11 protein-coding genes are annotated in these 14,420 nt (G+C 43.4%); 1 reads left to right on the top strand and 10 read right to left on the bottom strand.

Features of this window, described 5'->3' with window-relative positions:
* Positions 1–10: 10 nt before the first annotated feature.
* Positions 11–1,516 (bottom strand): ABC transporter permease, encoded by a 1,506-nt coding sequence (locus ACXX53_RS22730; protein ID WP_458570981.1) that lies wholly within the window; start codon positions 1,514–1,516, stop codon positions 11–13.
* Positions 1,517–1,530: 14 nt separating this feature from the next.
* Positions 1,531–3,000, bottom strand: a complete 1,470-nt coding sequence (locus ACXX53_RS22725; RefSeq protein ID WP_458570980.1) for an ABC transporter permease — start codon at positions 2,998–3,000, stop codon at positions 1,531–1,533.
* Between the two features lie 311 nt (positions 3,001–3,311).
* On the opposite strand from ACXX53_RS22725, the gene ACXX53_RS22720 reads away from it, so the two are divergent.
* Positions 3,312–3,851: a hypothetical protein gene (locus tag ACXX53_RS22720; protein ID WP_458570979.1), complete on the top strand. Its 540-nt coding sequence runs from the start codon at positions 3,312–3,314 to the stop codon at positions 3,849–3,851.
* Between the two features lie 26 nt (positions 3,852–3,877).
* Here ACXX53_RS22720 and ACXX53_RS22715 read toward each other — a convergent pair whose 3' ends face one another.
* The 8 genes from ACXX53_RS22715 to ACXX53_RS22680 all read right to left on the bottom strand — a co-directional run bounded on the left by ACXX53_RS22715 (position 3,878) and on the right by ACXX53_RS22680 (position 14,301).
* Positions 3,878–5,038 (bottom strand): hypothetical protein, encoded by a 1,161-nt coding sequence (locus tag ACXX53_RS22715; protein WP_458570978.1) that lies wholly within the window; start codon positions 5,036–5,038, stop codon positions 3,878–3,880.
* A 66-nt stretch (positions 5,039–5,104) separates the two neighbouring features.
* Entirely contained in the window at positions 5,105–5,605 is a 501-nt protein-coding gene (locus ACXX53_RS22710) for a hypothetical protein (protein WP_458570977.1), read from the bottom strand.
* A 121-nt stretch (positions 5,606–5,726) separates the two neighbouring features.
* On the bottom strand, positions 5,727–6,359 hold the full coding sequence (locus ACXX53_RS22705; protein ID WP_458570976.1) for an SAM-dependent methyltransferase: 633 nt from the start codon (positions 6,357–6,359) through the stop codon (positions 5,727–5,729).
* Between the two features lie 43 nt (positions 6,360–6,402).
* Entirely contained in the window at positions 6,403–7,503 is a 1,101-nt protein-coding gene (locus ACXX53_RS22700) for a threonine aldolase family protein (RefSeq protein ID WP_458570975.1), read from the bottom strand.
* A gap of 184 nt (positions 7,504–7,687) precedes the next feature.
* Complete coding sequence (locus ACXX53_RS22695; RefSeq protein WP_458570974.1) at positions 7,688–12,262, bottom strand: SpaA isopeptide-forming pilin-related protein; 4,575 nt, start codon at positions 12,260–12,262, stop codon at positions 7,688–7,690.
* Between the two features lie 307 nt (positions 12,263–12,569).
* A complete protein-coding gene (locus ACXX53_RS22690) occupies positions 12,570–13,244 on the bottom strand; it encodes a class D sortase (RefSeq protein WP_458570973.1) in 675 nt (224 codons plus the stop codon).
* A gap of 235 nt (positions 13,245–13,479) precedes the next feature.
* A complete protein-coding gene (locus tag ACXX53_RS22685) occupies positions 13,480–14,058 on the bottom strand; it encodes a GNAT family N-acetyltransferase (protein ID WP_458570972.1) in 579 nt (192 codons plus the stop codon).
* Between the two features lie 15 nt (positions 14,059–14,073).
* A complete protein-coding gene (locus tag ACXX53_RS22680) occupies positions 14,074–14,301 on the bottom strand; it encodes a hypothetical protein (protein ID WP_458570971.1) in 228 nt (75 codons plus the stop codon).
* Positions 14,302–14,420: the final 119 nt, after the last annotated feature.

The following is a 14,420-nucleotide window of genomic DNA, read 5'->3' as shown; positions in this document are numbered from 1 at the left end:
CCTTCAGCTCCTATTTCAGCTTGGGATCCAAGGCGTCTCGAAGCCCATCCCCAAAGAAGTTAAATGCTAATACCATAGCGATGATTGCAAGCCCTGGATATATAGCCAAGTACGGATTCGTCTCTAGATACTTGCTGCCGACCTTCAAGATGTTGCCCCACTCTGGAATATGCGGCTCAACACCTAAGCCAAGGTAACTCAAGCTGCTCGTCGCGATTACCGCTGTGCCGATCGTTAATGTCGCCTTAACGATGATAGGAGCCAGCGAGTTCGGAATAATATGCTTGAATATGATGGTATTGTCCTTCGCACCGCAGGCCTTGGCTGCCTCAACAAATTCGAAGTTCGATACGCTCATGACTGTCGCACGCATCGTTCGTGCATAGGTCGGGATTGCCCCGACACTTAGCGCCAATATCAGATTGGTCGTATTCGCACCAAAGGCTGCCACTATGGCGATCGCAAGCAGCATACCGGGAACCGCGTATAAGATATCCAGTGTACGCATGATCACATTGTCTGCCGTTTTCCCATAGAAGCCAGATAATGCACCCAAGTATCCCCCTATAATTACTGGGATTAATGTAGAGATAATCCCTACGATTAAGGAAATTCGCGCCCCGAGAATGATGCGGGTGAATACACATCTTCCATAATCATCTGTCCCGAATGGATATACCAAGCTCGGCGACTGCAGCAGTGTCTCAAAGTTATTTTCAATCGCTAATGATGCTTCAAACGTAAAGTAACTACAGATTGATACCGACAGCAGAAGCACGATGAACAATAGACCGAGCACCGCCATCGTGTTGCGAAACAGCCGCCGCAGGATGTCAATCCAAGTAGCCAAGCTTTGCTTATCATGATGCTTGATCTTACTCAGAATCGTAATCCCGAGCAGGAAAGCGAACAGGTTGCCCGTTACCGCTGTGACGATAAGGACATAAGCAAGCGGCATAAGTCTCCGATCAACTCGCTTGTCATGAATCATCCGTGCCACGAGCAGCATGGCGATAATATGTATCACGCTTAACACGAGCAGTGCGCCCATACCCATTAAGAAGGTATTTGCAACGTACGGCTTAAACAGGTTCAAACCTGAAAGGATGATGATCCATAAGTCCACTAAGATCATGTAGATCGATAAGGTGTATTCCATTGATTTGTGCTTCTTGATGATGTCCAGCGCCGCTATCGCAATGAATACATTTCCTGTCGCTAACGCGATTATTAAGATGAAGCCAAAAACTCGGGTAGACTTGCGAATCTCCTCATGGCGGATGAGGTCACGCCTAATTCTGACGGATACCAGCCATTGGAGCAGCCCAAATACCGTGTAGATTCCGGTCAAGATGAGCAGCGGAATGTTCAATTCCTTATCAATCACATCTGCACCGTTAAACAACAAGATCACGGCTATCCCTAGCGTAAACCCCCAAGCGAAATTCGCCAGCTTATATTCCTGACTGGTCTTCAGCCTGCGTCTCACTTCATTGTTTATCCTCTGGTTATTCATATCTCTACACCCACTTAGTAATGTTTCATTTTGGAGCGGATTCTTGGATCTAAGAACGAGTACAGAATATCCACGAATAGGTTCACAAGCGAGATCGCTGCTGCGATATAGATTACCCCTCCGACGATGCTTGGGATATCCGGAATGAACTGCTTATCTACGATATAACTGCCAATACCGCTGATGTTAAATACTTTCTCTGTAACTGCCGCGCCCCCCAATAACCCGCCAAACTGCAGACCGATAACCGTCACGATTGGAATCAACGCGTTACCAAGCGCGTGCTTGAATATAACCTTGCGCTCGCTTAGCCCTTTCGCCTTCGCTGTTACAATATAGTCCTGATGAATGACCTCTAGAGTAGAGGATCTGGTCATTCGGGCAATTGATGCCGCAAGCCCCGTACCTAGCACGATGACTGGCATCACCATAGATAACCAGTTCTGTGGACTGTAAGTTGCCGGGAACCAAGTTAACTTAATGGAGAAGTTCAAGATGAAGATCAAGCCTTGCCAGAAGTTCGGCAGTGAAAGCCCAATTAAGACAAACAGCATGAAGCTGTAATCGAAGAAGGAATACTGCCTGATGGCAGATATGATACCGGACGGAATGGAGAGAACGACAGCCAGTATAAGCGAAATAACCGTTAACTCCAGCGTCACCGGCAGTTTCCTCATAATCTCAATTGTCACTTGCTCATTTCCAGCAAATGACTTGCCTAGATCAAATGAGAATAATCCTTCAAATGTTGTCCATAGCTGTACAAAGAAGGGTTGATCCAAGCCATAAACCGCGTTGAATTGATCGAGCTGAGCCTGTGTTGCGGATTGGCCGAGTATGTTAGCTGCAGGATCTAGTGGCGATATGTAAAGAATCGTGAACACGAACAAGGTAACACCAAAGATGACGAATACCATCATCACCAATCGCTCAAAGACGTATTTCAGATAAGGCTGACTATACAAATACATCCCGATATACATGAATATTCCGGGTACGAAGGATAGCCCTAGGAATAACGGGTTGGCTGCTAACAATTGAAACGTGCTCGTAAATGTTACTCGCTCTGCCCCCTCTTGCCTCATCTTCTCCAGCGTTCGCTGATCCACAGCCTCATTGAACTGCTTGCCCGCGATGGTCTCGATCTCTTTATCCAGACGTTCTTGGCGAATGGCTTTACGGAAGAATTGATATTTGTTAGTGAGCTCTTTCCTTACTTCATCGACTAAATGTTCTCGATAACCCTGCTGTGTATATTCGTGCAGCACTTGTTGCCTGATCGATGAATAACGTTCCTTGCGCTTGCGGAGTATGTATACAATAGCTGTTACTAGATGAATAGGGAATCCAAGTATTAGCAGCAGCACCTTATACAAAGGCTTATTCCACATTTTCTGAAATGCTGCCCCTGTGCTTTCGGCTATCGATCTTCGGCTTCTTGTACTCACCCGCTCTATTGCTGCGCCTCGCATGATATTGGACATAACATCCCTCTCAATCCGTTAATCCATATAATTCCTACAAGTTTACTATAATTTAGAAGGATATATTTGTAAACAACTTCTTGAATACATTTTTGCAGGTGCCATTTCCATATGTATGCTGCTCGTACAAGCTTTATGCAGGATATTTTTTAGTTACAGAGGGCCTTCGCGGAAATAGATCGGTTCATACGATTTAGGTAGAATGTACGTGAAAGTGTCTAAATTTAGGGGGCAAGGATATCTTGATAAGTTGGCAGAATGGAACTTTATGGTTTCGTTTTGTGTTATTATCATTTCGGGGAGGGGATGATTTGAAAAAATTAATGATATGTTTATCGGCTTCCATATTACTCATATTGTCTGCTTGCAGCATTTCAAATGATCAGGACCAAGCAGTATCACCAGTGAAAATGGACAACAACATTAATGCAGCTGCTCCAATTGTGGTAGAACACGAAATACTAAAAAAAGAATCTAGAGAATTCCAAAAGAGAACTTCTCAAGATAATGAAAATTTACGAAACACTTTAAATCTTTCTTTCAAAATATTCGCCGCTATGGAGGCAACTAACTATGATTACCTCCAGTCCGTCTCTTCCAAGAATGTTACGATTAATCGAGAGTCTAATACAATTGATTTTATATACGGCGACAAACCCAACAGCACAACCATACCAAAGAATATAAACTTACAGACACTCGAATTTAGAGGTCTTACCATATCAAATGAGAACGAAGTAGAACTCGCATTCGCTAACGCTGACATTAAGAACGAATTTATGGTTGAAATTTATATGAAATTTAAAATGGAAGATGGATCATGGAAATTAGATGGCTACGTAACTAATTAAATGTTGGTGTTCAAGGATGATCTTGTTTAAAAGTCACTACTATTAACAAATACACTTTCTTCATAACCAGACTCAGTGTGATAAAGTACAACAAGCAGCCTTTGATCATCCATAATTTTAAGATCAGAAACAAATTTTCCACCAGGAACATCAATCGCACGTAGAGGTTTCATGTCAGTAAGACTGATTGCTGTGAGTTGTTCTAAAGGCTTTGTTCTATCAGGTTGATTCACTACAAACAGCATATTATTCTTTGCGTCAAATGAAGTATGCGCAACTCGACCGAGACCCTCTTCAGCTATTACTTTTGATTCTTCAGAATTAGTATCCATTACATGTATAGAGTCATCATTTGATTGATATACGATATATGGTGAAAATAACTTAATAGAAGATACTTCTCCCAATGACTTTTCTTGCAGATTTGCCGTGTCAAAAATAAACGCCTCAGAGGATCTAGTTCCTATGAAACGGTTATCATCTATCCAGTCGGAAACAACTATGTGATCTGTCAAATATCTTTCTTCTCCTGTGACCATGTCCTTTATCCATGTTTCATCACGATCATTTCTGTTTGTATAAAATGTTAACTTAGTCCCTGATGGATTCATACTTGGATTGGTACCCCACCAGATAAAATAATTGGGATCAATTTCTGCTGCTACCTTAAGAGTTTTTTCCCTTGCTGCTTCAATCGTCATCCCATCTGAGGAAGATATACTATTTAATAGGGTTTCAATCGTCCCCTTTTCAATATCGAGGAGATATTTGGAGTCCTCATAAGCGATTAGTTCTTTCAGCGGATCGGGATGTGAAAACAGTTGATACATAGTTCCCGGTTTGTGATCAGGTAAATCAAGCATGACTGCTGTACCGTCTTTCATCACGTAATCGAATGACAATACTTTATTATGACCATCTACTGTAATTGCGATATCTTTTTTTATCAGTCCATCAGCTCTGTTCTGAAGCATCATTGTACCTTGATTCGTATTAGGATCAATACTTTTGATAACTGCCATTTTGTCATCAAGTGTTGGTCTGTTATACAGCACCCCTTCTTTATACCCAAGGTTCTCACTCGTTTTTACAGCACCATTCCAAAAGTCTTGTTCACCAAGCGCTCCCCCTACTAAAATTGAAATAGCCAATATTGATGTTGCACTAAAGAAAACAGCTTTTTTCACCGCTATCCATCCTCCAATTTGATAAGGGATTAACTAATTTTGCAGGTTGAATAACTATGGGGAACTTCACGAGTCCAAGAGACCATTATTCTTGCGCTGCTCCATAATCTCCCGTGATCGATGCGCATATACAGCCTCCGTTACCAAGCCGCCATCCAGCAGCTTTTTTAGCTTCTGAAGCTCATCTTCGTCTTGGATTACATTTTGCATATGAGGTCCCTTGGGCTTGCTGATCTTCTCTTCAATATAGGCTTTAATCGCCTCAGCGGTTTCATTGACATGGTCGCCATTAACAAATGTAATGGTAAGCGCAGTGTTCCCTGAAGAAAGCAGACTGATGACGCTGTTATCGCGTATAGTTAGCACGAATCTCAAATGTCCCGCTGTCCAGCCTGCCCGCTTCAGGTGCACCTCCTCAATGTTGCAGATATAGATTAATCGATCTCCCAGCATCTCCGGCTTCATTAGAAAGCGAAATAACCCGATGTGGCGCACGATCAAATAGTTCTCATAAACCTCCAGCCGATCTCCCGTTCCTCCATCTAAATAGTACAGCAGGTCGCTCATTCCGCTTGCCTCCTATTGAGTATCCGAATACGGCTCCATGCAGTTTCAGTCCGTGTTTCCTTAATTTAGGTATATCTATTATAAAATATTCATGTATGGCTCATATGCGACCTTAAGCACGTTATGCACTTAACCCCTCGATTCCGCCGTTTGCGTAGCGATAAATGACAAACCTTTCAGATGCATCCTTCTCATACCAGCCGGGCAATCTCACTTCGTCCACCATTTCAAACGGCGTGCGGTTCTCTAAATAATAGAGATAATCCTCTGACGGATAATAGAGAATGACATCGATCTCCCGCTCCGCCTCTACCGCAGAGTACAAAATATTGTTGATGACCTTAATGAATATTTGTACCGAAAATGGGTTAAAGAAATAAAACTTATTATCCCGTGGATCGATATCGTATTCTTCCGCCAAGCAGTTATGGAACTGAATTGAATCTGTGCTGGTTGGGGCTGCAGCCATATAGCTATTGCGGTTATCGATAGCTTCCTGGTAGAACGTCTCACTCATCTCAATCCCAGTGACATTTGCCTGAAAACGATAGTGAATGTAGAAATTCAGCCGTCCTTTGCCGCAACCAAAGTCAACGATATGATCGCTGCTGCTCAATGCATAATAATTGAATAGCTCATCCAACGCTGCGTATGGTGTAGGCTCATAGGGATGATAATAGGTCCGCTTATTGAGTTCCTTCTGATCGCCGACTGTCTTGATATGCATCAGAGAATCATAATACTGCTCCTTCATTTACTCACTCCTGTTCCATTACAAAAACCAATAACGCCATCCCTTATCCGATGTTTAATGTATTCATACGCTCACCAAGCATACGAATCATATGATGCAATCTTTCTTGCGGAATATTCGCATAGGAATCGCCGATGCTGCATTCAAAGCAGCAGGATGCCTCACTTGTTTCCTTTAGGTAACGGGTCAATCCAATGCCGCATTCCTTATAAATAGAGACAAGAATCTCTTCAACCTGCTCTTTTGCAGCTGTAAAATGTACATGAAACATGTTAGATACAGGCTCTATTGGTCTGGTCGAGATACCTTCACATTGATTCAAATAGCTCGCAAGCTCTTTGGCCCCCGCATAATACTGCTCCATCTTATGCACTCGCTGTTCAAAATAATGGTCAGCACTGATGATATACGGATACAGGCTGATCAAATCACCGCCATGACGTCTCTTCCATATCTTCGATTCGCTTGTAAAGCTTTCACTGCCCGCCAGTATAGCGCCGGCGATTCCGCCAAACCCTTTGTAGAAAGAGATATAGACGCTGTCGAAGAGCTGACATATCTCTGCAGCAGACTTCTGATAATAGGGGAGCGTCTCGAAGAGCCTCGCTCCGTCCAGATGTAACTTTACCCCATGTTCACGACAATAAGCGGAGATGGCTTCAAGCTCTTCATATGACGGCAGTTGCCCGCCTATCTCACGCTGCGGCAATTCTAACAATAAACACGCGATCTCTTCCTTCATATGGTGAACATCTTCGAGTTGAACGCATCTGTTCTGATCTGCGAGCAGGATAGGCTCGATATGATGCAGCTCCTTCAATCCATCCTGTTCATGGATCTCCAGATGACATAACGGGTGATAGGCCACTTTCTTAAGCCCCTTCCGATCACACCATATTCGCAATGCAATCTGTTGCGCCATGGTGCCGCTTGGAAAGAATACGGCCGATTCTTTACCCAGACATGCTGCCATCTTCGCTTGAAAGTCCTCGATCACTTTCCCATTGCCGTACATATCGCTGTCCATAAGTCCATCTACACTGTAAAATGCTTCTTTCAATACCTCGATATTGCGTGCGCCATGACCGGGTACCTGATACTCCGTCTGCTGATACATTTCCAATAATGATGTGCTAGCGCTCATGATATTTCCCGCTCCCTTCAGATGATCCCCTCATCTATGAATAATAAGAAGAGTATATTCCGGTTTTAACCATATCTCAACAGGAATAGAGCTTAACCTCTGCACTAGCAGCTCCTGAGATAAAAACAGCCGCCCACTGGATCTCTCCATGGACGGCTGATCTATTATAGCTCAAGTTATAACACTATTGGTTAGACACCAATCTCTTGCGAATGGCAAACAAGGCAATCCCTGCTGCGATAAGACCGAATCCGAGCAGTTGAAGAGGCAGGCGACTCTCTTCTCCTGTCTTCGGCAATACGTTGCCTGATGAATCCTTATTGGAGTCCGGCTTGCTCGTTGGCTCCTTCTGAGATTTATCAGGATCAGTCTTACCGTTATCTCCAGTTTCCCCTGTCATATCACCGGTATTTGCTTCTTTATCCGGCGTAGTCGGATCTTGAGGATCAACAGGATCTACTGGTTTTCCCGGATCTATAGGCTTTTCAGGGTCTGTTGTTGGATCGGTCGGCTTTTCTGGATCTACTGGTTTTTCTGGATCCGGATCCGGTTTCGGATCAACTGGAACACGAGTGTTCTCTACCGTTATAGCTGCCTCTGAATCAGCCACAACCTTAAACGGTGTTAGATCCTTACTCAAGTAGTAACCGTTCGGCGCTGCTGTTTCTTGCATGTAGTACATGCCTGGTACAAGACCCGTTACAAGCAGTTCTCCGTTATCGCCCGTTACCAATTCTGCCATCTCTTGACCCGTCTTATCTTTGAGCGGCTCTTTGTTGGCATCCAGAATTCGGAACTTGGCTCCTGCGAGCTTCTTGCTCGGGAGACCTTTTTCCGTCTTGGTCAGCTTGACTGACCCTACTGGATCTGGCTTTGGATCCGGATTCGGAACAAATGGAACACGAGTGTTCTCTACCGTTACAGTTGCCTCGGAATCAGCCACAACCTCAAACGGTGTTAAATCCTTACTCAAGTAGTAACCATTCGGCGCTGCTGTTTCTTGCATGTAGTACATGCCTGGCACAAGATCCGTTACAAGCAGCTCTCCGTCCTTATCCGTTACGAGTTCTGCCATCTCTTGACCCGCCTTATCTTTGAGCGGTTCTTTGTTGGCATCTAGAATTCGGAACTTGGCGCCTGCGAGCTTCTTGCTCGGAAGACCTTTTTCCGTCTTGGTCAGCTTGACTGACCCTACGAGCAGTTCATTACTGAATTCCTTCTTCAGCGTGCTTACTCCATTGATCTCGAACGTTAATGGTTGGCTCGACAGCTTATATCCTTCTGGAGCTTTCGTTTCAACGAGTTGGTAGACTCCATACTTCAGATTAGGTATGGTCAACACTCCATCTTGGTTCGTTGTCAGTCCGCTCTGCAGCACCACGCCTTTCTCATTCCGCAGCTCGAATTGAGCGCCGGCAAGAGGCGAATGGTTATCTGCATCTACTTTCAGCAGTTCGATAGAACCGAGAAGCGCTTCGTTCTTCATGGTCCTTGTCTTAGGTGTCACTTGCTTCGCATCAATCGTAAACTGGATCGGCGTAGCATCCAGCTTATAACCATGAGGAGCTTGAACTTCGATTAATTGATAATCGCCAGGAGCCAGATCAGTCAGATACAGCTTGCCATCAGCATTCGTCTTGAGGTCGGTCTTACCAGGCACATCGCTGTATGTCGTCCCATTATCTTTCTTCTGGAGCTTGAATACAGCTCCTTCTAATGTAAGGGTATCATCGTCCTGATCCACCTTAGTTAATTCGAAGTTCCAATTGCCTTTTACGTTTGATACGCTGATGCTTGGTAAAGACGCATTAAAGGTGATCTTCTTGCCGACCTTATACTCTTCATCAAGCAGATAGCCAGCTGGAGCAGAAAGCTCCTTCAGCATGTATTCTTTGTATTTATAGTCCTTGAATACAGCTACACCATTTTCATCCGTCACAAGCTCTTGCAGCAGTATATTCCCACTCTTGTCATAAAGTCCGAATTTGGCTCCTGGTAACGGTTTGTTCGTTCCTGCTTCGACTTTAACGACTTGAAGGTCTCCTCTGCCAGCAGTTGCTCCGCCTCCAGCTCCAGCGAACACAACCACGATTTCTACATTATTCGAATTATCAACTGTTGCGGAGGACTTTCCTTTGAAACTAGCATTGTTGGTTATTTTCTCGCCGTTGCCAGCATTAATAAATGACTTGTACTTCAGGGTATATGCCGTTTCGATCGGCTGCTTAAACGTAAGCGTGTAGCTGTTGCCCTGAATTTTCAAGGTGTACTCATCAGCCTTAACAAGGCTTCCCTGAGTCAGATTGCCATTTTCATCTGAAACCGCATGATACAGCTGGAATGAATCTGGCAGCAGAATTTGATTCGCCGACAGTGTATCCGTGAGAATTGCATCTTCTATATGCGACTGACCCTGGTTGATCTCGATCTTCCAGTTAGCAAGCTCGGATTCAGCTCCAGTACCCTGACCGCCTGTCTTCGAGACGTATTCTCCGCCATGTGTAGGTTCAACAGTGGTAGACTTGTTGAATAGCGTCTTGGATGGATCCGCATCATACATAGTCGCATTGTTGCTGTATGTGTCGTGTACGAACAAGCCTTTAAGGCTCGTCTTATACGTAATGCGATATGCAGAGTTAATAGGATTAACAAACTTAACTTCAAAGCCGTCTTCACCTTTATCATTCTTCATCTGTGTAAAGGTATAGAGTTTCTCATCAAGCTTGTTTCCAACTTCTACTCCATTGCTGCCGCCTGTCAGATTAAGCTGATGTATAGTTAATGAATTGTCTACCCAATTCTGACCGGTTGAATAGAAGTCTCGGACTATCGCTTTACTAACATTGTGAAGATTGTAGTTCACATCAATGGTCCATGTGATCTCCTTCGTCTTCGCGTTGTAGCTGCCGGTTTTCTGACCATTGTCCTTCGTGAAATTATCCAGCGTATGCGTAGCATCCTTTTTAATTTCTTTCGTAGTTCCGTTTACGTCCCAATTCAATGTGGCATCATTTTTATATGTAATCTTCTTGATGCCATCAATATCATGGATGGTTGGATCAAACTTCGTCTTATACCTGATCACATGGGATGTATTTATATCATGTAAGAATGTAATCTTGAATCCTGTATTATAATCCTTATTCGGTTCCAGCTTATAATCCGTCTTAGGATCTAAGCCGTCAATGCTCAAGGACCCAGGAATCAATTCCAATCCTTGATTAGCGAAGCTGTCCGTGATAACGACATTCTCCATGACAGCATTGTCTTCATTTAGCGTAAGAATCCACTCTAATGTTTTTTCCTTGTAATCAATATTGCCAGGATATTTATGGAAGATCACTTGATTCATATCTCGTGAGATAGTTTGCGAATCAGTGTTCGGAATCTCAGCTGTATTCGTAACCGTCACCTTATCATGCACTCGATCTTTCGCGCTTGTTGTATAGGCGACTTTGTATGCTGCGCTTGAGCTGCCGGTTTGATTAAACTTGATTTCGAAACCATCCGATTTATCAGTAAGAACGTAATCAATTCCAGCTTCAAGCACTTTTCCTGTTGGTACTGCACTACCATTATCATCAATCGTCATATCATACACTTTAAGAGAACCTGGAACCAATTGAACAAGTTTCGTATCGAATGTATCTTTGATCCACGCATCTACTGCATCAATATCACGCTTGCTATAATTGTATTCTATCTCCCAGTTGATTTCTTGCTTAGAAGCATCATAGCCAGCTACCTTCTTCGTCAGCGGTTTATTGAAGCTTACTGAAACTGTAGCGGACTTCGACATCGGTGTGGCAAGATCGTCTCCTGTAAGCACCGCATTGTTCTTGAACGTTACATCATCTGTCTTCGTAATATCAGTTGTGTATACGATTCTGTAAGCGTTCGTGATGTCGCCTAGTTGAAGCTCGAATCCGTCAGCGGTCTTCTGCTTCACATATTCCGACTCTGGAATCGGCGTCGCTTCTTGAACTAGATCTCCATTCAGCATCACTTGCAATCTGTATACTTGAATCGAGTTCATAACCATATCCAGTCCTGCCGTTGCATTTGGCTGACCTTCTATAGAAAACTTATCCTTAAATACCGCATTCTTAATCGACTTTTCGCCCTTGTTTATATCAACGCTCCAGTCGATTTTGTTCGGATTCGTAGGCTTATTCTTCACTCCTGATTTGTTCATTTCTGTGGTATCTGTGCTTTTGAAATGAACAGGAATGGTCACTTGATTGCCTGCGAAGTTAAACGGGATCTTTTGCTGCGTGCTTCCAGACATATTGTCCTTGTCAAAATATCTCCAGACATAGAAGTAGCCATCCAACTCGTCGCCGTCGTTGATCTCCTCATTAAATGTGAAAGTAACTAGCCCTTCCGGGGTCACATGGTATGTCCCCACACCACCATCCAGTTCATCATTCTGCTCTACATAGATCTGAAACTGGTCAGGCAGTTCGAACATAAAGGTATCTCCTGCATGATACGTGTGACCTGCAGGCAGCTTCCAAGTAAAATTAATCGTTACTTTTTCATTTTGATCCGGTCGGACATTTTGAATTAAGTTACCAGCTTCATCCTTTATGACCACGCTAGTAATAATATTTTCCTTGATGCTTCCATAAACAGCCTGGGTAACACCATCCTGATCGGAGCCGTATACATTTTGCGTAACACTTTCCTGTGCTGAAGCTCCTGAATTCCCCTTATCACTTGCGCTAACGAATGAAGCCGGCAGCAAGAGATTAAACAATAACCCGATAGTTAGCACAATCGATAAGGGTTTCCTTAGTTTCCTCATAATTGACAACTTTCTCTCTCCCTTCTGAAACTAATTGTCAATGAATCTCTTCTCTCTATTCTTGTTGCATCTTATACTGCGTCTATCGACGATTCCAGACAACACCACCTTAAAATATGAAAATATGTATATAAATTGCGTATAACAAGGATGCCAATCTACTATACAGGATAAAAACAGGATAAAAGTAAAAAATTTGTTATTATTCAGAAATAATTATCACATTTTCAGAAATTTGCATAAATATTCAGGACGCCAACTATTTTTCACTCGCAACTGTAGCAGCATCTTTTTCAGTAATCTTACCTTTAATAATTAACCGATGGGTAGGGTCTACCATGGGCTCACAAGTGACCAATGTTATCTCTTTGTCCTTGCCATTGCCTTCCAGCACCCATACTTCCTCCGGCTTCACTACTAGCTTCTCTGTTACGATATATTCATACTGTTGATCCCTGGTATCAACCTGTATCGCATCGCCTACTTCCAGTTCATCGAGCCGGTTAAAGTTCCTTCCGAAAGTGTAGTTGCGATGACCTGCAATGGCGTAGTTCCCTACTTCTCCTGCTGTGCCTGTATTTTCAATGCTGGCTGCTGTCGTTTTCATATTGCTCTGCGTCGCGCCATGCAAGATCGGAAGCAGGAGATCGATCTTATCGATCTTCAAGATTCCTTCCATATCCTTATTGGCATCGAAGTCTTGTTTAGATAGGGCCTGCTTATTCGTCGCAACCTCAGAACTGGAGGATTGTTCGTCCTCAACTGTGGTCTCCTCCGTCTGAGAAGACACACTCTGAATGTTGTTGAAGCTTTCCTGCCACTCCTTCACGAGCTGCTCCTGCTGATTCGAATAATACATTTCAGATAGCTTCGGAAAGCTAAGAACAACGATCCCCGCAACAATTAGCAGCACGGACAATATTCTTATTTTCATCGAGTCATCCTTTCCACATCTTGCTTCCAAGCTTAATAGCTCTCACAATCTTCCTAAATATTACACTACAATAATAATACTAACAAAACAATAATTATTATTAAATTATAGATAATATTATGTAATTGTGACGAAGATTGTCACATCCTAATGTTCACAATGTGATAAAAATCAATTCCAACTTGTCTAGAGTTGGCTTCTACCACACATATAGCCTCGGATCGATCTCTGTCTCCTATCGACGACTATGCTCATATTCCCGTTTCAGCGCACTGTATATCTCTAGATCGACAACTCCCTTGCCCGACCATACTGCGGCTTCTCTTAACGTTCCCTCCAGCTGGAGGCCGTTCTTCAGCAGCACCTTCTTCGATGCTTCATTCGCAGGCATCACTTCGGCTTGGATTCGATTGACATTAACATCCTCGAACAGAAAGCGCACCAGCGCTTTCACCGCGCTTGAGGCAATACCTTGACCCCAATACTGCTCCGCTAAGTAATAGCCGATCGTCACCATGTTCACCTTTTGATTGAAATCAAACGCTTCAATGATCCCAACCAGCCTGCCCTGCTCGCGATTCGAGAATATCCCCCATTTCACCTTAGATCGCTTATTATAATCTCTCTCAAAATGTTCGATTATCGACTTAACCGTTTCCTTATTATGCCTCGGTATAATGCCACAGTACGTAAACACCCTATCATTGTCGTAGATGACATACACGTCCTCAAGATCCTGGACCTCCACCTTTTTCAATACCACATCGTCTGATTCCAGCACAGGCAATTGTGCAAATACCGCATCTAGATTCATGTCATCACCATTTCGTTAAGGTTTGTTCTTAGTCAGATCACCAAGCTCTAACTCTATCAAATATGGATTATCACTTATTAATTTCTTAACCTTATCAATCGTTCCCGAACCAAGAGGTATACCGGTACTTCGACTCAACAGCAGCCCCCTCATACAAGCGATGGCCTCGAATAGTTCGATCTCTTTCTCCCGAAGAGGATGTTCCGATATGTACGCTGTGTATGTCGAAAATACCTCTTTCATGCATATTATATCGAAAAATAGCTATAAAGGATATAAATTCCATAATAACTCTGATCGAAGTGATCATTACAGGCTGGAAGGCCATCAAGCTAAACAGCTACATGTGAACATAAATAAAC

The sequence above is a fragment of the Paenibacillus marinisediminis genome, assembly GCF_054343325.1.
This window is presented reverse-complemented; position numbering and strand designations above follow the sequence as displayed.